The sequence below is a fragment of the Bifidobacterium sp. MSK.17.10 genome, from assembly GCF_019129655.1.
GTDB lineage: Bacteria > Actinomycetota > Actinomycetes > Actinomycetales > Bifidobacteriaceae > Bifidobacterium > Bifidobacterium adolescentis.
Genome location: NZ_JAHOJD010000004.1, coordinates 164176 through 182588, shown reverse-complemented (window position 1 = coordinate 182588; position 18413 = coordinate 164176). Strand labels below are relative to the sequence as shown.

At 58.1% G+C, this 18413-nt stretch carries 15 protein-coding genes, 2 tRNA genes and 1 pseudogene; 12 read left to right on the top strand and 6 right to left on the bottom strand.

Annotation, left to right across the window (positions count from 1 at the left end; genetic code table 11):
* Positions 1 to 10: 10 nt before the first annotated feature.
* The 3 genes from KSX58_RS04815 to pyrE are packed head-to-tail and all read left to right on the top strand — an operon-like array spanning position 11 to position 2511.
* A complete protein-coding gene (locus tag KSX58_RS04815) occupies positions 11 to 829 on the top strand; it encodes a dihydroorotate dehydrogenase electron transfer subunit (RefSeq protein WP_055054487.1) in 819 nt (272 codons plus the stop codon).
* Between the two features lie 2 nt (positions 830 to 831).
* Positions 832 to 1779: a dihydroorotate dehydrogenase gene (locus KSX58_RS04810; RefSeq protein WP_011743304.1), complete on the top strand. Its 948-nt coding sequence runs from the start codon at positions 832 to 834 to the stop codon at positions 1777 to 1779.
* 36 nt (positions 1780 to 1815) lie between these two features.
* Complete coding sequence (gene pyrE / locus KSX58_RS04805; RefSeq protein ID WP_003809359.1) at positions 1816 to 2511, top strand: orotate phosphoribosyltransferase; 696 nt, start codon at positions 1816 to 1818, stop codon at positions 2509 to 2511.
* Positions 2512 to 2630: 119 nt separating this feature from the next.
* On the opposite strand, the gene KSX58_RS04800 is transcribed toward pyrE, so the two are convergent.
* Both KSX58_RS04800 and KSX58_RS04795 read right to left on the bottom strand, forming a co-directional pair.
* Entirely contained in the window at positions 2631 to 3554 is a 924-nt protein-coding gene (locus KSX58_RS04800) for a LysR family transcriptional regulator (protein ID WP_033499525.1), read from the bottom strand.
* A 161-nt stretch (positions 3555 to 3715) separates the two neighbouring features.
* On the bottom strand, positions 3716 to 4351 hold the full coding sequence (locus KSX58_RS04795) for an HAD family phosphatase (RefSeq protein ID WP_033499454.1): 636 nt from the start codon (positions 4349 to 4351) through the stop codon (positions 3716 to 3718).
* Between the two features lie 274 nt (positions 4352 to 4625).
* Here KSX58_RS04795 and KSX58_RS10425 point away from each other — a divergent pair.
* Together KSX58_RS10425 and KSX58_RS10600 are read left to right on the top strand one after the other, a co-directional pair.
* Positions 4626 to 4919: pseudogene (locus tag KSX58_RS10425) on the top strand (ATP-binding cassette domain-containing protein); the annotation flags it as partial.
* 79 nt (positions 4920 to 4998) lie between these two features.
* Positions 4999 to 7362, top strand: coding sequence for an FtsX-like permease family protein (locus tag KSX58_RS10600; protein WP_369597717.1), 2364 nt, complete (start codon positions 4999 to 5001; stop codon positions 7360 to 7362).
* Positions 7363 to 7377: 15 nt separating this feature from the next.
* On the opposite strand, the gene KSX58_RS04785 is transcribed toward KSX58_RS10600, so the two are convergent.
* Positions 7378 to 9153 carry a bifunctional ADP-dependent NAD(P)H-hydrate dehydratase/NAD(P)H-hydrate epimerase gene (locus tag KSX58_RS04785; protein WP_217735730.1) on the bottom strand — a complete coding sequence of 592 codons (1776 nt, stop codon included), beginning with the start codon at positions 9151 to 9153 and terminating at the stop codon, positions 7378 to 7380.
* 106 nt (positions 9154 to 9259) lie between these two features.
* Between KSX58_RS04785 and KSX58_RS04780 the strand changes: the two genes are divergently transcribed.
* The 3 genes from KSX58_RS04780 to KSX58_RS04770 all read left to right on the top strand — a co-directional run bounded on the left by KSX58_RS04780 (position 9260) and on the right by KSX58_RS04770 (position 10232).
* Entirely contained in the window at positions 9260 to 9961 is a 702-nt protein-coding gene (locus tag KSX58_RS04780; protein ID WP_003809341.1) for an ABC transporter ATP-binding protein, read from the top strand.
* Positions 9962 to 10059: 98 nt separating this feature from the next.
* Positions 10060 to 10132 (top strand) — tRNA-Asn (locus tag KSX58_RS04775).
* A 27-nt stretch (positions 10133 to 10159) separates the two neighbouring features.
* A tRNA-Asn gene (locus tag KSX58_RS04770) sits at positions 10160 to 10232 on the top strand.
* A 56-nt stretch (positions 10233 to 10288) separates the two neighbouring features.
* On the opposite strand, the gene KSX58_RS04765 is transcribed toward KSX58_RS04770, so the two are convergent.
* Positions 10289 to 10666, bottom strand: coding sequence for a hypothetical protein (locus tag KSX58_RS04765; protein WP_003809340.1), 378 nt, complete (start codon positions 10664 to 10666; stop codon positions 10289 to 10291).
* Between the two features lie 216 nt (positions 10667 to 10882).
* Here KSX58_RS04765 and KSX58_RS04760 point away from each other — a divergent pair, with 216 nt between their 5' ends.
* On the top strand, positions 10883 to 11464 hold the full coding sequence (locus tag KSX58_RS04760) for a M23 family metallopeptidase (protein ID WP_237976423.1): 582 nt from the start codon (positions 10883 to 10885) through the stop codon (positions 11462 to 11464).
* Between the two features lie 112 nt (positions 11465 to 11576).
* On the top strand, positions 11577 to 13406 hold the full coding sequence (locus tag KSX58_RS04755) for a long-chain fatty acid--CoA ligase (RefSeq protein ID WP_003809337.1): 1830 nt from the start codon (positions 11577 to 11579) through the stop codon (positions 13404 to 13406).
* A 79-nt stretch (positions 13407 to 13485) separates the two neighbouring features.
* On the opposite strand, the gene KSX58_RS04750 is transcribed toward KSX58_RS04755, so the two are convergent.
* Positions 13486 to 14994: a substrate-binding domain-containing protein gene (locus KSX58_RS04750; RefSeq protein ID WP_217735732.1), complete on the bottom strand. Its 1509-nt coding sequence runs from the start codon at positions 14992 to 14994 to the stop codon at positions 13486 to 13488.
* Between the two features lie 121 nt (positions 14995 to 15115).
* Positions 15116 to 16336: an NADP-dependent isocitrate dehydrogenase gene (locus tag KSX58_RS04745; protein ID WP_003809335.1), complete on the bottom strand. Its 1221-nt coding sequence runs from the start codon at positions 16334 to 16336 to the stop codon at positions 15116 to 15118.
* Positions 16337 to 16471: 135 nt separating this feature from the next.
* Here KSX58_RS04745 and KSX58_RS04740 point away from each other — a divergent pair, with 135 nt between their 5' ends.
* Positions 16472 to 17590: a GuaB3 family IMP dehydrogenase-related protein gene (locus KSX58_RS04740; protein ID WP_003809334.1), complete on the top strand. Its 1119-nt coding sequence runs from the start codon at positions 16472 to 16474 to the stop codon at positions 17588 to 17590.
* Between the two features lie 148 nt (positions 17591 to 17738).
* A complete protein-coding gene (locus KSX58_RS04735; RefSeq protein WP_003809333.1) occupies positions 17739 to 18389 on the top strand; it encodes a hypothetical protein in 651 nt (216 codons plus the stop codon).
* Positions 18390 to 18413 lie beyond the last annotated feature (24 nt).

Below are 18413 nucleotides of genomic sequence, written 5' to 3'. Positions count from 1 at the left end.
AAAGGGAGTCATGACCGCCGTAGCAACGTTCATGCCGACCGTCGGCCAGGCGAGGGAAGCGGGATTCTTCCCCAGCAGGCACACGGTCGAAATCGTCGACAACCGCATGCTGGCCGATGGCGTGTACCGATTGACATTCCGCGACGAATTCATCGCGGGACATGCCAAGCCGGCGCAGTTCGTCGACGTGTATTCCAACAATCCGAGCAGACTGATGCCCCGTCCGTTCGGCGTGGCCGAAGTGGATGGCGATGAGGTGAGCCTTATCTTCGCCGTCGTCGGCAAAGGCACCGCCGAATTCTCCGAATTGCGTGCGGGCGACACCATTCGGGTGATGGGTCCTCTCGGCAACTCCTTCAACACCAAGGAGAACGCGAACTACGTGCTGGTGGCCGGCGGTCTCGGCGTGCCGCCGCTGGTGCGCGCCGCGCAGGCCATCGCCGAATCGGAGGGATCGACGAGCACCGCGGTGTTCGGATACCGCAACGTGCGTTTCGGAGACGAATACGTCGGCCGGTACGCGGACAAGACATACAGCATCGACGAATCCGAAGGCAATGTCGTAACGCTCCTTGACCGTATTGAAAATGAACTGGTGAACGGCGAGCTGAAGCCGGTCATCCTCTCATGCGGGCCGTTGCCGATGATGAAGGCCGTCGCCGCATGGGCGGCGAAACGCGGCATCGAGGCACAGCTGAGCTTGGAACAGCGCATGGGCTGCGGATACGGCACATGCGTGCTGTGCACCGTCGACACCGCCGAAGGACGATTGAAGGTCTGCTCGGACGGACCTGTGTTCACCCGCGAACAATTGGGATGGGGGGAGTGAGCATGACCGCAGAACAACATGCGAACCTGTACGAACAGCACGAATGGAAGCATCCCACCCAGGTGGCTGGTATCCCGTGGAAGAATCCGGTGGCGACCGCTTCCGGCACGTTCCAATATGCTGCCGTGCGCTGGTTCTATGACGTGAGCCAGCTGGGCGCCGTCACCACCAAAGGCGTGTCTCCGGTGCCATGGGAAGGCAATCCTGGCATCCGTACTGCGGAAGGCCCCTCCAGCAACATCAACGCCGTCGGCCTGCAGAATCCCGGCGTGGACCATTACCTTGAGGACGATCTGCCGAAACTCAAGGCCATCAACGCCACCGTCATCGCCAACGTCGCCGGACACTGCGACGACGACTACGCGGAAGTCGTGTCCAAACTCGACGATTCCCCGGCCGACATGCTGGAAATCAACGTGAGCTGTCCGAACGTGTCCGCAGGCGGCATGAGCGTCGGCACCGACCCAGTGGCTTTGAGCCGCCTCATCACCAGACTGCGCAAGCTCACCGACAAGAAGATGATTGTCAAACTCACCCCGAACGTCACCGATATCACCGTGCCGGCACGAGCCGCGGTGGAAAGCGGAGCCGACGCATTGAGCCTGATCAACACGCTGCTCGGCATGCGCATCAACATCCGCACCGGCGAGCCGGTCATCACGCACGTCACCGGCGGCGTGTCCGGCCCGGCCGTCCTGCCGGTCGGACTGGCCGCGGTATGGCGCGTGCGCGCCGCATTGCCAGAAATACCGATCATCGGCATCGGAGGCATCGACTCCGGCGAGACCGCGCTCGAATACCTGTATGCCGGCGCCAACGCCGTCGAAGTCGGCGCGGCCGCATTGTTCGAGCCGACCGCGCCGCTGCGCGTGGCCCGCGAACTCGACGATCTGCTCGACGAACGTCCCGAACTCGCCGACAAGCTCGCCAAAGGCGAGACCTGGCGCTGAAATTTCGTAATCGATCAATGTAAGGAGAACAAGCAAATGACCGCATCGCTCGACCATCGTTTCACCGAGTTCCTGCTGGAATCGCAGGCGTTGAAATTCGGCGAGTTCACATTGAAGTCCGGCCGCAAGTCGCCGTACTTCATCAACGCCGGCGCATTCAACGACGGACGCAAGATCGCCCGTCTCGGCGCGTTCTACGCCGAGAAGATTGTCGAGGAGATCGAGGCGGGCAACCTGCCCAAGGACATCGACACCGTGTTCGGCCCTGCCTACAAGGGCATCCCGCTGGGCGTGTCCACCGCCATCGCGCTGACGTCCGCCCATGGCATGGAGGTCGGCTACACCTTCGACCGCAAGGAGAAGAAGGACCATGGCGACGGCGGCATGATGGTCGGCACGCAGCTTGCGGACGGCATGAAGGTCCTGCTCGTCGACGACGTGATGACCGCCGGCACCGCTGTGCGCGAGGTCATCCCGAAGCTCAAGGCCGAGGCGAACGTCGAGGTCATCGGCCTGGTACTGAGCGTGGACCGCATGGAGAAGACCAAGGATTCCGACACGTCCGCGGTGAAGGCCGTCGAAGCCGAATTTGGCTTCCCGGTGTTCGCCATCGCCAACGTGAAGGAGATCTTCGAAGCCGGCCAGCACATCCAGAACGCCGACGGCACCCCGTACGTCACACCGGAGATCAAGGCCGCCGCCGACGCGTACCTGGAACAGTACGGCGCCTGACTGCGGCGTTCGCGCTGAACCGCGCTCATCGGCTGTTATAATCTCGGATATGACAGAAAGGCACTGTGCTGCTTTCGGGCAGTACAGTGCCTTTTCGTTGTGGTTCCTCTGTTCCGGGGTCAGTCGATGAGCGTGTAGCCGTGGCTGGCGACCACCGACTTGAGCTTCTCCAAGTACGTTTCGGCGGCCTTGGACAGCTTCGCGCGCTCATTGGTGATCCATCCGACAAGCATCGTCTCATCGGTGTCGAGCGGCACGGTGACGATCTTCTCGTTGTTGAGATCGCCGTTGTCGATGCCGGTGCACACCGTGTAGCCGTTCAGGCCGATGATGAAGTTCAGAATCGTGGCGCGGTCGGTCACGTTGATCTGCTTGGGGGAGTACTCCGGCCAGACGGCCTCCTCCGCGAAGAAGAAGCTGCCTTCCTCGCCCTGCTCGTATTGGATGAACGGGAACGGCTTCAGATCGTCCATGGTGACCTTCTTCTTGCCGGCCAGCGGATTGTCGCGCGAGATGAACACGTGCAACGGCGCGCGGAACAGCGGATGGAACTCGAGATGCTTCTCGCGCAGCAGCTTGCCGATCACGTCCTTGTTGAAGTCGGACAGGTAGATGATGCCGATCTCCGAAAGCATGTTCGCCACCTGGTTGATGATGTCCTTCGTGCGGGTCTCGCGGATGGTGAACTCGTATTCGTCGGACTTGGTGGAGTCGATCATCTCCACGAACGCCTCCACGGCGAACATGTAATGCTGCGTGGACACGGAGCACAGCTGTTTGCGGGGTTTCGCGTTCTTGTACCGTTCCTCCAGCAGCGACGCCTGATCGAGGACCTGACGCGCGTAGGTGAGGAATTCCGCGCCGTCCACGGTCAACGCGATGCCTTGGGAGGAACGGGTGAAGATCTCGATGCCGAGCTCGTTCTCAAGCTCCTTCACCGAGGAGCTCAACGCGGGCTGGGATACGTACAGCTCGTGCGAGGCCTCGTTCATGGAGCCGCATTCCACTATTTTGACGATGTATTTCAGCTGAAGGAGGGTCATAACGCCCATTTATACCAGCGTCGCTTTACGAAACGACGATTTATAGCGCTTCGTTTTGCATAGTGGACACGCGGTCGGTGGATGCGCGGCCTACAGCGGACGATGATATGGGCGCATGGCCGAGGCCCGTTCCGCGGGACGCAGGCGTACGTCCGCCGCGCTCACACGCGCACGCCCAAGGATTCCAGGTCCCTGCGCGCCTGGTCGGCGTCGACGAAACGGAAGGCGTGCATGCCGGCCGACCGCGCCCCGGCGACGTTCTTCGCGGTGTCGTCGAGGAACACGCTGCTCTCGGGGCTTAGGCCGAAACGGCTCATCGCCAGTTCGTAGATGTCGGCGTTCGGCTTGTGCATCTTCTCCACGCCGGAGACGATGGTGCCCTGCAGCAGTTCGGCAAGCTGCGGGAACTTCTCGAATGCGAAATGGAACGTCTCATGGGACCAATTCGTCAATCCCCACACGCCATAGCCGGCCGCCTTCAGATCGCGCAGCAGCCGCTCCATGCCGGGCAGCATGCGTGGCAGCGCGTCGTCGTAATGCGCGATGTAATAACGGAAGATCCCGGCGACGCGTTCTCCCTGCTCGGCCACCACATCGGGCCATATCGAATCGAAGTCCTCCCCGGCGTCCATACGGTCCTCGTATCCGAAGAAGCCGCAGGGGTCGTCGTCGGCGCAGATGCGGTCGACGGTCGCGTCGTCGAATCTGCCTTCAAGGCATGCCCGTGTCCGCCAATCCAGCAACACTCCGCAGAAATCGAAAACGACGTCGGTGATGGTCGGAACTGCAACGGTCATCGGGAAACCCTTCTTGTAGCGTGCGTCTGTCTTCCGCCAGTGTACCGTACCCATGTTCGTGAAGGACGTTTTCGTCTTCGCGTGCGGCGTTTCCTGAAAGTCATTGGGGCGGAAAGGCTCGCTTGGGTTTTGAAAAAGGCTAATCTAGACGTTTTCGGCGATTGCGATGATTGTCATGCCGACCATTTCGAACATACAATCAATCCGAAATTAAATCAACATGTTGTCTGAATAGACGGGTGTCCTAGTGGAAAGCATTAGGAAGGGGCCGACGATGGCATATATCGAAATGGTGCACAGCTTCAAGCGCTACCATATGGGCGACATCATAATCACCGCCAACAACGATGTGAGTTTCGACATCGAACGCGGCGAGCTTGCGATCATTCTGGGATCATCCGGAGCCGGCAAATCGACGGTGCTCAACATCCTGAGCGGCATGGACACGAATTCCGAAGGCAAGGTCATCATCGACGGCGTCGACATCTCGGACTTCAACGCGAAGCAACTGACCGATTACCGGCGCAACAACATCGGATTCGTATTCCAGTTCTACAATCTGGTGGCCAACCTCACCGCCAAGGAGAACGTGGAACTCGCCTCCGAACTCGTCAAGAACGCGGCCGATCCAGTGCAGACGCTGGTCGATGTGGGACTTGGCGGCCGCGGCCCAGCTGGCCACGGCGCAAGCGCAACTGGCCTCGGCCAACGCGTCGGTCGCCTCCGGACAGACGCAACTGCAGGCGGCACAGACGCAATTGGCTCAAGGACAGAACCAGCTCTCCGATTCATGGAACCGGCTGGCGAACGGCAAAACGCAGCTGGACGCGGCGCGAGAACAACTCGAAACAAGCAAAACCGTGCTCGACAAAGTCGGCGCGACGCTCGGCAAATGGGAACAGACCGGCATCACCGGCAAACTCTACGAACAAATACGCGGCAAATACGACATGGCGATCAACCAGTACAACGAAGCCTGCGCCGAATACAACAGACAGCTGAACGCCTACAATGCGGGACTGCAACAATACCAGAACGCCGTAGCGCGGCTCGACCAAGGCTCGCAGGCGTATCGGAGCAATGCGGACAATCTCGCACAGGCATCCAAACAGATAGCCGAAAAACAAAACGAGCTCGGCAAAGCGGTGTCGCAGGCCGGCAAGCAAGTCGCAGACGGCGTCACGCAGCTTATCCAAGGCCAGAGGGACATCGACAAGGCCGAAACGGAATACCAGAGCAAACTCGCCGAATTCAACGCGCAGAAGCCCGAAGCCGAACGGCAGATAACCCTCGCCGAGGAGAAGATCGACAATCTCACCGTCCCGGCCTATTCCGTCAGCGGCCGCCGCGAAGGCCTGACCTCGCAAGGCTACCGCGTGTACATGGTCATCGAAGGCATCGTGGCGAAACTGGCGGACATCTTCCCGATCTTCCTCTACTTCGTCGCGGCGCTCGTCACCTTCAGCACCATGGGACGCATGGTGGACGAGGAACGCACCAATTCCGGAACGTTGAAGGCGCTCGGCTACGGCAACGCGGATGTGATGCTCAAATTCACCGTATACGGATTCGCCGCATCCACCCTGGGCACATGCACCGGCGTGCTCGCCGGCCACACGCTGCTGCCGCTTATCGTCGCCCACGCATACAGCGCGGGATTCACCATGCCGGACATCATGCTCAAATTCCACCCCTGGATCACCATGGCCGCATTCGCACTTGCATGGATAAGCGCCGTCGTGCCGGCATGGCTGGCCGCGTCCAAGGAACTGCGCGAAAAACCGGCGAGCCTACTGCTGCCCAAGCCGCCGGCCAAAGGCTCGAAAATTCTTTTGGAACATTTCCCACCACTATGGAACCGTCTGAATTTCACACACAAAGTGACCGCCCGTAACATCTTCCGATATAAAACACGCATGTTCATGACGATCTTCGGCGTATGCGGAGCGGTATCCCTGCTGACGGCCGGCCTCGCCGTCCAATCCTCGATCGGACAGATAGGAAACCGACAGTTCGAGGAACTCATCCACTACGACCTGATCGTCGCCGAGGAATCCGACACCAACAGCGCGCAACGCGAGGAAATCGCCACGACGCTGAAGGGCAAAACCGTCCAATCCTCGACAGCGGTGCGCTACGAGGAACTGTCGAAAACCGCAGGCAAGGAGAACGATAAGCAGTCGATCACCCTGCTGGCCACCGACGACGCATACAACTTCAACGAATACCTGACATTACGCGACCGCAAAACACACCAACCACAGATACTGGTCAACAATGGCGCGGTAATCTCCGAACGGCTCGCCGAAATGCTCAACGTCTCGGTCGGCGACACCTTCACGGTAAACGACGAAAACGGCGCGCAACGCACCATCAAAGTCGCCGGCATCAGCGAAATGTACATCGGCCATTTCATATTCATGAACGCGCAATGCTACGAACACGTGTTCGGCGACCAGTACAGCACAAACGCATACATGGTCAGACTGAAAGACCACAGCAACGCCAACACGGAACGCCAAGGCGCCAAATTCATGAAACTGGCCGCCGTGCGCGGCGTCGTGCAGAACACGACGCAGAAGAACATGGTGTCCACAATCGTGGGATCGCTCAACCAGATCATGGAAGTGCTGATTCTCGTGGCCGTGCTGCTGGCCGTGGTGATCCTCTACGACCTGACCAACCTCAACGTGTCGGAACGCATACGCGAGCTATCCACGATCAAAGTGCTCGGCTTCCACACCAGCGAGACCACGATGTACATCTACCGCGAAACGATCCTGCTGTCACTGCTGGGCATACTCGCCGGATACGGCTTCGGAGAATGGCTGCACCGATACATCATCACCGAAGTGCCACCCGACGAAGTCATGTTCGACCCCGCCATCAGCTGGATCGCATTGGCGGCCCCGGCCATCGTCGTGGCCGTGGTACTAGCCGTGCTCGGCTGGATCGTATACCGCCAGCTCGAAACGGTGGACATGCTCGAAGCATTGAAATCAGTGGAATGACCCTCCACGAAACGGTCAGCGGAGCAGCTCGCCAAAAGCCCGGGGAACAGCCGCGACGACATCACCGGCAACAATCGGATGCCCGATCACGCTCGCCGGAGTCTTGCCCGCATGCCCATACAGATGCGGACGATGCCATCCGCGCTGCTCCGACCCGCTGGCCATCGCGCCGGCAAGCCCATGCATATACGCGGCGGCCGCGGCGACCTCCGGAACCAAAGCCGGATCGTCGGACAGCATGTCGTCCTGCTGCGCCAGCAACGCGCCCAACACGCCGGCCAACACATCGCCCGAACCGGCGGTGGCCATCCAGGCAGGCGCGCGCCCGGACAGGATGATCCGCGTGTTCCCATCTCCATCAGCTCCAACCACAATGGTGACCGCGCCCTTAAGCAGCACCGTGGCCCCCGTAAGCTCATGCGCGCGCAACGCCGCCCGCAATGGCCGGGCCTCCACCCACTGCCTGGAAACAACATCGGCCATATCGGCATCCAACCGATTCAGCAATGCGGCCAATTCGCCGGCATGCGGAGTGATAACGACCTGCGGCACAACATGGCACGGCAGCAAATCCAACGCGCCGGCATCAACCACAATGGGAGGCATGCCCTCCGCCCGCTCGTTCCGCGAGCCATCGCCATCCTCCAACGCGTAATGATCCAGCAGCGCGGCAATGGTCGCACGCTGCATGTCATCACCGGAAGCAACGTCACCCTCGGCGGGCACACCGGATCCAACCACCCACGACTGCACCCGACCCTTGCCCAACACAGCCTCCGGCAACACGGCCAATATCATATCCTGCGCACGCTGCGGCCCCAGATAACGCACCATGCCCACATTCGCACACGCCGCGGCCCTCGCCGACAACACGGCAGCACCCGGATACCGCGCCGAACCAGTCACCAAACCAACCACTCCACGCGAATACTTGCCATCCGCAAGAGACGGAAGACGAACCGAATCCGCCACAAAATCGCCATCCGTCATCTCGGCAAACGGAACAGCATCATCGACATCGAAACCGAAATCGACCAACGTGATCCGTCCGCAAGCATACGAAGCCGGCGGCACCATCGCACACGGCTTCATCGCACCGAACGTCACCGTCACATCCGCAGGAATATACGGCCCCGGCAACGAACCATCATCAACACCCACACCCGACGGCGCATCGACGGCCACCACCAACGGCAAATCAGCGGAAGGGTCATTGTTCGGCAACACAGGCTTGTCCGGCAACACGCCATCCATACCCAAAGACGAAGCCAACGTGCCAGCGACACCACGCAACGCGCCGGCCACGCCAATCCCCGTCATAGCATCAAGCACCACATGCGAACCCCGCGCACACTCGACCGCAGCCTGCAGCCGCTCACCAGCCTCACCCGCGGAAAAACCAGACGTGCACCCAGGAATATCAGCCGCCGGATCCAACACCAACACACGCCCACCCGCACGAACAAACGCCCTAAACGCATCCTCATGCAACGAACGGCCAACAGCAACCGCGGTAACCTGCGCACCCTCACGCGCCAACTCAGCCCCCGCATACAAGCCATCGCCACCATTGTCCCCAGCGCCAGCCAACACCGTGACCCGCGCATCCTCAACATCCAAATCCTCATCATCAAGCAACGACAACGTCACACGAGCTACCGCAGAAGCAGCCATACGCATCAACGGCACACCATCATCCAACAAAGGACGCTCCAACTGCCGGACAACATCGGCGGAATAGGAACTATACAACAACGTCTGCAAACGGTCGGCATCATCGGAGACATCCATGGAAAATCCTTCCCCTCGGCGTGGAACCACAAACACCACTTTAGTCGTATATTAAAAACAACAAACAAAAACGGCATGGACGCCAAACAAGAAAACGGAGCGGAACATGGCATACATCGAAATGAAAAACAGCACCAAGCTCTACCACATGGGATCCACCACCATCACCGCCAACGACAACGTCTCCTTCACCATCGAACAAGGCGAACTCGCCATCATCCTCGGCGCATCCGGCGCAGGCAAATCAACAGTGCTCAACATCCTAGGAGGCATGGACGCCAACACCTCAGGACAAGTAATCATCGACGGCAAAGACATCTCCAACTACACACCCAAACAACTCACCGCATACCGCCGCACCGACATCGGCTTCGTATTCCAGTTCTACAACCTCGTCGCCAACCTCACCGCACGCGAAAACGTAGAACTCGCCTCACAAATCGTTCCCGACGCACAAGACGCCCGACAGGCGCTCGCCGACGTAGGGCTTGCGGACCGCGTCGACAATTTTCCCGCGCAGTTGTCGGGCGGCGAGCAGCAGCGTGTGGCGATCGCTCGAGCGGTGGCGAAGAATCCGAAGATTCTGCTGTGTGACGAACCGACCGGCGCGCTTGACTACAACACCGGCAAGCAAGTGCTCCGCATTCTGCAGGACATGAGCCGCAAGAAGGGCGCGACAGTGGTGATCGTGACGCATAATTCTGCGATTGCGCCGATTGCGGACCGTGTAATTCGCATGCATGATGGACGTGTGTCATCGATTGAGGTCAACGAGCATCCGATGGATATCGAAGAGCTTGAATGGTGACGTTGCGACACGCTGTGATACGTATGATTTGCGTAAATGGCTGATTCGTGTAATATATGTGACTTGTGCACGGAAGCCAAGTCTTCCGGTGGGAACATTCCTGCGTAGCTCAGTTGGCAGAGCATCCGACTGTTAATCGGACGGTCACTGGTTCAAGCCCAGTCGCAGGAGCGCAGTTTCGGGTACCCCGGAACATATTCCTGCGTAGCTCAGTTGGCAGAGCATTCGACTGTTAATCGAACGGTCACTGGTTCAAGCCCAGTCGCAGGAGCTTCTTAGCCCTTGGTTTTCCAAGGGCTTCTTTGTTTCCGTAAGAACTTTTCGCTGCTATTCCAACGAATCGAGCACGTCGTCAATGAGTGTGCGGTCGTGTGCCGCATCAGCCTTGAGTCGAGGGAAGCGACGTATGACGTTGTCGGGACTTGCGTTGGCCGCACGTGCCACATTCGATTTTGACTCGCCATGCGCCACGGCGATTTCCGCGAGCCGATCCACTAGCGAATCCGAAACCTGCCGTATTTGCTCGCCAACCCATAACTGGGACAATTCGGGTGAAAGCGTGTAATCGTCCTGCAGCTCGCTTGAAGCCTCCTGAATGGCGGCCCATAGCACCATGAATGGCTTGCGGTAGTAGGCGATGCGTTCCTCGGACGGCTCGCTCTCCAACTGCTGCAATGCCTTGCGTTGCGTAGTGTTGTCACTCATGCGTCCCATCGTATGCCACGTTCGGTGGCGTTTTGGCATGTCATGGCGCGACACGCCCGGCATCTGTGGATAAGTGTTGTTCTCCGACCACAAGGTCGTTCCAAGTCGACGGGCGGTCTTCGAACGTGCCATGATATCGATTCCCGGATAGAGACGCGGACCACAGGAGGCCTCATGAACAAATGGGAATACCGTCGGCGTGTTCGACACAATAAGATGTCCGATGACATTGACAAGCGCAACCGGCACCGGTGCGCCGCGGCGATGGCCGTATGCGTATTGGCGAACATCGCGTTCACGATATGCTGCGCGCAACCTACGGCGTCGGCATACGCGCAATCGGCTGATGACGTGGCGCATGAAGTCGCACAAGAGGCATGCCGCACATCAATGCAGTGGCCTTTGGATCACGCGCAAATAATCGGCGAATATGATGCGCCGGCTAAACAATGGTTGCCTGGGCATCGCGGTTTGGATTTGCGTGCACGGCCGCAAGACGCCATCATCGCGCCCGCGGATGGTGTGGTCGCCTTCAGTGGCAAAGTGGCGGGCAAATCCGTGGTAACGCTTCGCCACGGTGCGGAAACGGGAAGCCTGACGTCGACGTTTGAACCCGCGGTCACTACGCGACCGGTCGGGGCCGTCATCGCCAAGGGGGAGCGTTTCGCTCGTGTTGAAGGTGGCTCGGAACATTGCGCCGATGGATGCCTGCATTGGGGCCTCAAGAGCGGAGGACGTGATTATGCGGATCCGTCGGGCAGAGTGAGGCCGATGCGGGTTGAACTGAAACCGTTGTAACGGCCATATCCACGGGTGTTGTCGTTGTCCTGGGGTCGTGGCCTTAAAGAAAAAGTGCGGTATTCCGGCTATGATGCTGTCTGTACATTAGATTTCGAGAAGCGAGAAGCTTATGATCAAGGAATACACGCGCCCTTTGGAACAGGGAATTGACTCGGACAAAAACATCTTCTCAGTACTTGAGGAGCGTGTGGAACGCACTCCTGACGACAATCTTGTCGAATACAAGAACGCTCAGGGCGAATGGGTGGCGTTCACCGCTGCGGAGTTCAAAAACAAGGTCGTCGCCCTCGCCAAAGGACTTATCGCTCGTGGCGTAATGCCTGGAGATTCGGTATCCATTATCGCGCATACCTGCTGGCAGTGGACCGCGCTTGATGTGGCCATCATGTCCATCGGCGCCCTTACCGTTCCGGTCTATGAAACGAATTCGCCGGCGCAGGTGAAGATGATTTTCAATGATGCCAATGTCAAGATGGCGTTCGCTGAGGATGATTTCCAGCGCGACAAAATCGAATCCGTCCGTGATCAGTGCCCGGATCTTGGCGACGTGTACGTCATCGGACTTGGTGCAATTGACACGATCATCGAATACGGCCGCGCGGTCTCCGACGCCGAATTCCTTGAACGTGAACAAGCGGTCAAAGGCTCCGATCTAGCCACCATCGTATATACGTCGGGATCCACTGGCACCCCGAAGGGCGTTGAACTGACGCATGCCAATTTCGTGTTCATCACCTATTCCGGCGTCAACTCCATGCCGGACATCGCCATGAAACCGAATCGTCGACTGCTGCTGTTCCTGCCGCTCGCCCATGTATTCGCCCGATATATGCAGTTCTTCTGCTTTGCCGGAAACGTTTCACTCGGTCTGTCCAGCAATCTGAAGACCATTCTCGCCGATTTCAAGGCGTTCAAACCGACGTTCATCCTCGCCGTGCCGCGGATTTTCGAAAAGATCTACAATGCGGCCTCGCAGAAGGCCGGAGCCGGTTTCAAGGGACGTGTTTTCGCTGACGCCACCCAGACGGCATACGATTGGTCGCATGCTCAGCAGTCCGGTGGGAGCATTCCACTCGCGCTGAACGCAAAACATGCCCTGTACAACAAGCTGGTGTATTCGTCAATCATGGAAGTGTTCGGCGGCCACGTCGAGTATGCGGTCTCCGGCGGAGCGCCGCTTGATTCCTCTATCGCGCATTTCTTCAACGGTGTCGGTCTGCCGCTATTGGAAGGCTACGGCATGACCGAAACGTGCGCCCCCTCGAGCGTCAATCCGACCGAAGGCTACAAGATCGGCACCATCGGCTTGCCTCTGCAAGGCGTGACCATGGGGGTCGACGAAGAAGGGGAGCTGTGCATAAAGAGCCCTGCCGTATGCGCCGGATACCACAACAATCCTGACGTTACCAAGCAGCAAATTGTCGATGGATGGCTGCATACCGGTGATCTCGGCTCCATTGATGATGACGGCTTCGTTTCCATCGTCGGGCGTAAGAAGGATCTCATCATCACCGCAGGCGGCAAGAACGTCTCCCCATGCGAGATGGAAGCATCCATCATGACTTCGCCGGTGGTGAGCCAATGCGTCATGATCGGCGATCGCAAGCCATTCATCGCCGCAATCATCTCCCTTGATTTGGCGGAGACGAACCTATGGCTGGAATCCAAGGGAGCGGAACAGGTCGCTGATTTGGATGAAGCCTCGAAGAACCCCATTGTGCGTGCGGAAGTGGAGCGTGCCGTCAACAAAGCCAATGAGCTCGCCTCACGTGCCGAATCAATCCGCAAGTTCGAAATCGTTCCCGACGAGTTCACTGAGGAGAACGGTTTGGTCACGCCGAGCATGAAGGCCCGCAGGCAGGCAGTGGTTGAACATTACCGGACGTTGATCGACAAGGTCATCTACGTGCCGAGGAAGCCGGAGGCTCACGCCGAATGATGTTCGAAATATGGTGGGGGCCGGTGACATCCGAGTGATGCCATCGGCCCCCACCATATCCGGAAGAATCCCGGAAGAATCATAGGCCCGCATCCGCCAGCGAAATGTAGCCGGGTTCAATCAGCGTTTTCTTGAGATTGTCGGCGCTGATCGCCAATGTCTCCTCATGGATGGTCGTAATTTTCTTCCCCTCGACCGTTGCGGAACGGATGAAACCGAGTTTGGAAAGTTTGCCCGAAGTGTTCAGTCGCACGCATGTCTGCGCGATGTCATCGGCCAACGCCTTGCGGTTCTCCATGGCGGTCATCCATTGCTTGCCGTTGACGATGTTCGGCATGGAACTGATATAGGCCCCATAGCCGGTGATGATCGGCCATTTTGCGTTTTCCTTGTTATCGGAATCGCTGTCGTCATCCGATGACGACGTCTTCGCAGGGTCAGGCACTGCCTGCCGTTTCAGGTCTTTTTTGCCCGTGATGCTGTCCACGATGCCGGAAATTGAGATGGAAGGGTTGTTATCGGCTGAGGAACCTGTGTAGCCGAGTTTGTCCAACTCGTCGGCGATGTTCTTCGCCACATAGTCGTTGCAGGAGATGACGCCATCAAGGTGGACAGGGTGCGAATCGTCCTTGTCTGCGTCGAGACGTTCGGCAAGCACCGATTTGATTTGTTCGGCTTTTGACGAATCGAATGCCACGGACCGCCAGTCATCCTTGGTGGTCGAAACGGTGAGCGTCTCGGAAGGAGATGCCGCTTTGCCGTCCTTGAAATACGGTTCGAGCACTTTCCAGATGCCTTTGAACATGTTCTGGGCGAAGGACGTGTCCGTTTTGGCATCATGTCCGTCGGCCGCGTCGTAGGGGAGTAGTACCTCGATTTGCTTGGGGGCATCGGACGATGCCTTGTCGAGCTCGAGCTTGTTGACGAGCTCTTTGGCTTGCAGTTCTCCAATCTGCTCGGCCGTGGTCATCGGCACGTACACGTCCGGCGCATACCCTTGAAGCGTATTGGAGATCAGAACGACCTTCATTCCTTCATTCTGCGCAAGCTGCAACGCCGAAACCAGCCGTTGCGCTGATTGCGCATAATCCTGTTCGTCCTCATCCGACGCGTCGGAGTTCCACGTGATATCATGCCGTGCATAGTCGCCGTATTGCCTGTCGGATTCCGGCATCTCGGCGACAGGCGCCACCACCAAGGTGGTTTTGGCTTTCGTGGACGAATGCTCGGTTCCGTTGATGTGATTCACCACATAGTCTTGGACGCTTTGACTTTGTTTGTCGAGGTTCGAAGCGGTTTTCACGGTGATGTCGCCGCTTTTGACACCGGTCCGTTTCAACGAGGACACGATTTCGGGAACGAGTTTTTCCCATTTGCTCAATGGCGTCTGTTGAGAGATGGTGATGCTGTCTGTCGGAGCGAAAATCGCCACATTGCCGGCATCGGCTGTTGCGCTGGATTGTGATGACGGCTGTTGCTGCGATTGCGAATCACCGTTGGGCGAGCAGGCCCCCATGGCTGTTGCCATGCAGACCGATGCCAGCAGAGCGAGCAGACGTTTCGCCGGGATTGTGCGATGCAGAATCATGCCATGTCCTTTGCTGAAGAATAGACGTTCCTTATACTGACCATTGATTGTAATATCCGGACGTCAAAAAGCCCGTACGCGTGTGTGATTGCGCATACGGGCTTTCGACAGCTCAGATAGATTACTCTGCCAGAGCCTTTGCCAGATTCTCGTCGAGGGCGTTCATGAAACCCTCGGTATCGAGCCAAGGCTGGTCCGGTCCGATGAGCATGGCCAGATCCTTGGTCATCTGTCCGCCTTCGACGGTGGAGATGATGACTTTCTCCAAAGTTTCGGCGAAATGCTTGACTTCCGGAGTGTTGTCAAGGTCGGCGCGATGCTTCAGACCGCCGGTCCATGCGAAGATGGAGGCGATCGGATTGGTCGAGGTCTTTTCACCCTTCTGCCAACGGCGATAATGGCGGGTCACGGTGCCGTGCGCGGCTTCGGCTTCGACGGTCTGCCCGTCGGGAGTCATCAGCACGGAGGTCATTAGGCCAAGGGAGCCGAATCCCTGTGCGACGGAATCCGACTGCACGTCGCCATCGTAGTTCTTGCAAGCCCAGATATAGCCGCCATGCCACTTGAGGGAGCTTGCCACCATGTCATCAATGAGTCGGTGCTCGTAGGTCAGGCCAGCCGCCTCGTACTTGTCCTTGTATTCGTTTTCGAACACCTCGGCGAACGTATCCTTGAACTGGCCGTCGTACGCCTTGAGAATCGTGTTCTTGGTGGACAGGTACACCGGATAGCCGCGCATCAGACCATAGTTGAAGCAGGCGCGTGCGAAACCTCGGATGGAATCGTTCACGTTGTATTGCACCTGGGCAACTCCGCCGTCAGGGCCATAATTGTAAACGACGTGCTCAATCGGCTCGGAGCCGTCTTCCGGAGTGAAGGTTACGGTGAGGGTGCCGGCTCCCGGAACCTTGAAATCAGTGGCTTTGTACTGGTCTCCGAAGGCGTGACGTGCCACGACGATCGGCTTGGTCCATCCCGGGACCAGGCGAGGCACATTGCTCATGACGATCGGCTCGCGGAAGATGGTGCCGCCGAGAATGTTGCGGATGGTACCATTGGGGGACTTCCACATCTTCTTGAGGCCGAACTCCTTGACGCGCGCCTCGTCCGGGGTGATGGTGGCGCATTTGACGCCGACATGTTCGCGCTGGATGGCCTTCGCCGCGTCGACGGTCACCTGATCGTCGGTGGCGTCGCGGTTTTCGATGCCCAGATCGTAATAATCCAAATCCACGTCGAGGTACGGCAGGATCAGACGGTTCTTGATGTCTTTCCAGATGACACGGGTCATCTCGTCGCCGTCGAGTTCGACGACTTTGCCTTCGACCTTGATTTTGGCCATGGTTTGTCCTCCCTGTCGGAATTGAAGGTGATGGGTTCCGTCTTATTACATGTGTGTTAATTCCGTATGGAAATGTCCAAAACCGTGGGGACACGCGCGAAGGCACTGTCATAGCTGAGCATTAGCCTTGAAACCATGTCTCAGGAAATTGAAATCGGTTTGGGCAAGAAGGGCCGTCTGGCCTATTCGCTGGACGATGTCTCCATCGTTCCCTCCCGTCGTACCCGTGATCCTCAGGATGTGTCCACCTCTTGGCAGGTCGACGCCTATGAATTCGACGTGCCGGTCATCGGCGCCCCGATGGATTCCGTGACCAGCCCGGCCACGGCCATCGCCATGGGCAAGATGGGCGCGCTTGGCGTGCTTGACCTAGAAGGATTGTGGACCCGCTATGACGATCCCCAGCCGCTGCTGGACGAAATCGCGCAGCTGCCTGCGGACAAGGCCACCGAACGCATCCAGCAGATTTACGCTGAGCCGATCAAGCCGGAACTCATCGTCGAACGTCTGCATGAGATTCGTGATGCCGGCGTCACCGTAGCCGGCGCGCTGTCTCCGCAGCGTACGCAGGATTATTATTCCACCGTGCTTGAGGCCGGTGTCGATCTGTTTGTCATTCGTGGCACCGTGGTGTCGGCGGAGCATGTCTCCAAGGACCATGAGCCCCTGAACCTTAAGAAATTCATCTATGACCTGGATGTCCCCGTCATTGTTGGCGGCGCGGCCAACTACACGGCTGCGTTGCATTTGATGCGCACGGGAGCCGCTGGCGTGCTTGTCGGCTTCGGTGGCGGTGCGGTATCCGCCAACCGCAACACGATTGGAGTGCACGCGCCGATGGCCACAGCCATCGCCGATGTCGCCGAGGCCCGCCGCGATTACATGGACGAATCGGGCGGACGCTATGTGCAGGTGATTGCCGACGGCGGTATGGGTGATTCCGGCAGCTTCGTCAAGGCATTCGCGCTGGGCGCCGATGCGGTGATGCTGGGCTCGCCTCTGGCACGCGCCTCCGAGGCTCCTGGCAAAGGCATGCATTGGGGCGCCGAGGCCCGCCACCAGACGTTGCCGCGCGGATTCCGCACTAACGTGGGCACCGTAGGTTCCTTGCAGGAGGTCATGTTCGGCCCGAGCCATAACGCCGACGGAACCACCAATTTTGTTGGGGCGCTTCGCAGAGCCATGGCCACGACCGGTTATGTCGATTTGAAGAGCTTCCAACGTTGTCCGGTTACGGTCGCTTCGAGCCACTGATCAGATAGCTTCGTCCTGTGGATAAAAAAAGTTATCCACAATCCCTCCGTCGACTTGACGGGGGGATTGTCTTTATGTATTAATGTTTTTGGTCCTTCTCAGTGAAGAGAGTTGGATGACATTAAATAGGTAAAGAAATGAGGGATCCATGGCAATGGACGACTTATCTGACGATGGCGTTTCACCTCCGGAATGGCAGTCCGGCTCTGAGCGGGAGCCGGAAGACGACAAGGAGATAGAAGGCAATGAGCCTGACGAAATCCCACCGTCAGACCCTGATTCGTATGTCGGTCTTAAAGAAGCGGAAAACAATGGCCAATGGCTGCAGTGCATAGGAAAATCCGTCGAGAAGCTTCCTTCATATGATGGGTTTTTGGAAACACAATTATCCGGCATGCGGGTGCCCTTCCATGTTATCCGGTCCGATTCCACACCGTGGGACGCGAAGCAAGCCTATTCCTTGGCGTTATTGGGCGCGCGCATGTCGTGCGATGCCATCGACATCTTCCGTGGTCGGCAAAAGCCGGCGCATGTAGAGCGTATTCTAACGGAGGACTGTATGCGTAGGCTTAAAATCGCAGCTTCCATAATAGGCCATTATATGAAGGAAGACGCAAATCTATATGCCAAGATTGGTCTGCTTCCCATCAACGTGTCCGCCATTAACGGCTGGTTGACTTCGACCACGAAATTCGAATGTGCGGCTTTGCTCAACATCGGCGAAACGCGGTTGAGATGCAACACCGCATTCAGGCTCAAAGGCTCCACGTGGAAGTGCGTCTTGGCTGATTTCGGGTGATCGCATTGATGCGATGATACGGTA

Bases quoted from the DNA above. Each gene is read 5' to 3' on its own strand.
- KSX58_RS04745 (WP_003809335.1), bottom strand. From the start codon at position 16,336: ATGGCCAAAATCAAGGTCGAAGGCAAAGTCGTCGAACTCGACGGCGAC.
- KSX58_RS04810 (WP_011743304.1), top strand. From the start codon at position 832: ATGACCGCAGAACAACATGCGAACCTGTACGAACAGCACGAATGGAAG.
- KSX58_RS04815 (WP_055054487.1), top strand. From the start codon at position 11: ATGACCGCCGTAGCAACGTTCATGCCGACCGTCGGCCAGGCGAGGGAA.
- KSX58_RS04755 (WP_003809337.1), top strand. From the start codon at position 11,577: ATGATCAAGGAATACACGCGCCCTTTGGAACAGGGAATTGACTCGGAC.
- pyrE (WP_003809359.1), top strand. From the start codon at position 1,816: ATGACCGCATCGCTCGACCATCGTTTCACCGAGTTCCTGCTGGAATCG.
- KSX58_RS04780 (WP_003809341.1), top strand. From the start codon at position 9,260: ATGGCATACATCGAAATGAAAAACAGCACCAAGCTCTACCACATGGGA.
- KSX58_RS04795 (WP_033499454.1), bottom strand. From the start codon at position 4,351: ATGACCGTTGCAGTTCCGACCATCACCGACGTCGTTTTCGATTTCTGC.
- KSX58_RS10600 (WP_369597717.1), top strand. From the start codon at position 4,999: ATGTGGGACTTGGCGGCCGCGGCCCAGCTGGCCACGGCGCAAGCGCAA.
- KSX58_RS04760 (WP_237976423.1), top strand. From the start codon at position 10,883: ATGTCCGATGACATTGACAAGCGCAACCGGCACCGGTGCGCCGCGGCG.
- KSX58_RS04765 (WP_003809340.1), bottom strand. From the start codon at position 10,666: ATGAGTGACAACACTACGCAACGCAAGGCATTGCAGCAGTTGGAGAGC.
- KSX58_RS04735 (WP_003809333.1), top strand. From the start codon at position 17,739: ATGGCAATGGACGACTTATCTGACGATGGCGTTTCACCTCCGGAATGG.
- KSX58_RS04750 (WP_217735732.1), bottom strand. From the start codon at position 14,994: ATGATTCTGCATCGCACAATCCCGGCGAAACGTCTGCTCGCTCTGCTG.
- KSX58_RS04740 (WP_003809334.1), top strand. From the start codon at position 16,472: ATGTCTCAGGAAATTGAAATCGGTTTGGGCAAGAAGGGCCGTCTGGCC.
- KSX58_RS04785 (WP_217735730.1), bottom strand. From the start codon at position 9,153: ATGGATGTCTCCGATGATGCCGACCGTTTGCAGACGTTGTTGTATAGT.
- KSX58_RS04800 (WP_033499525.1), bottom strand. From the start codon at position 3,554: ATGACCCTCCTTCAGCTGAAATACATCGTCAAAATAGTGGAATGCGGC.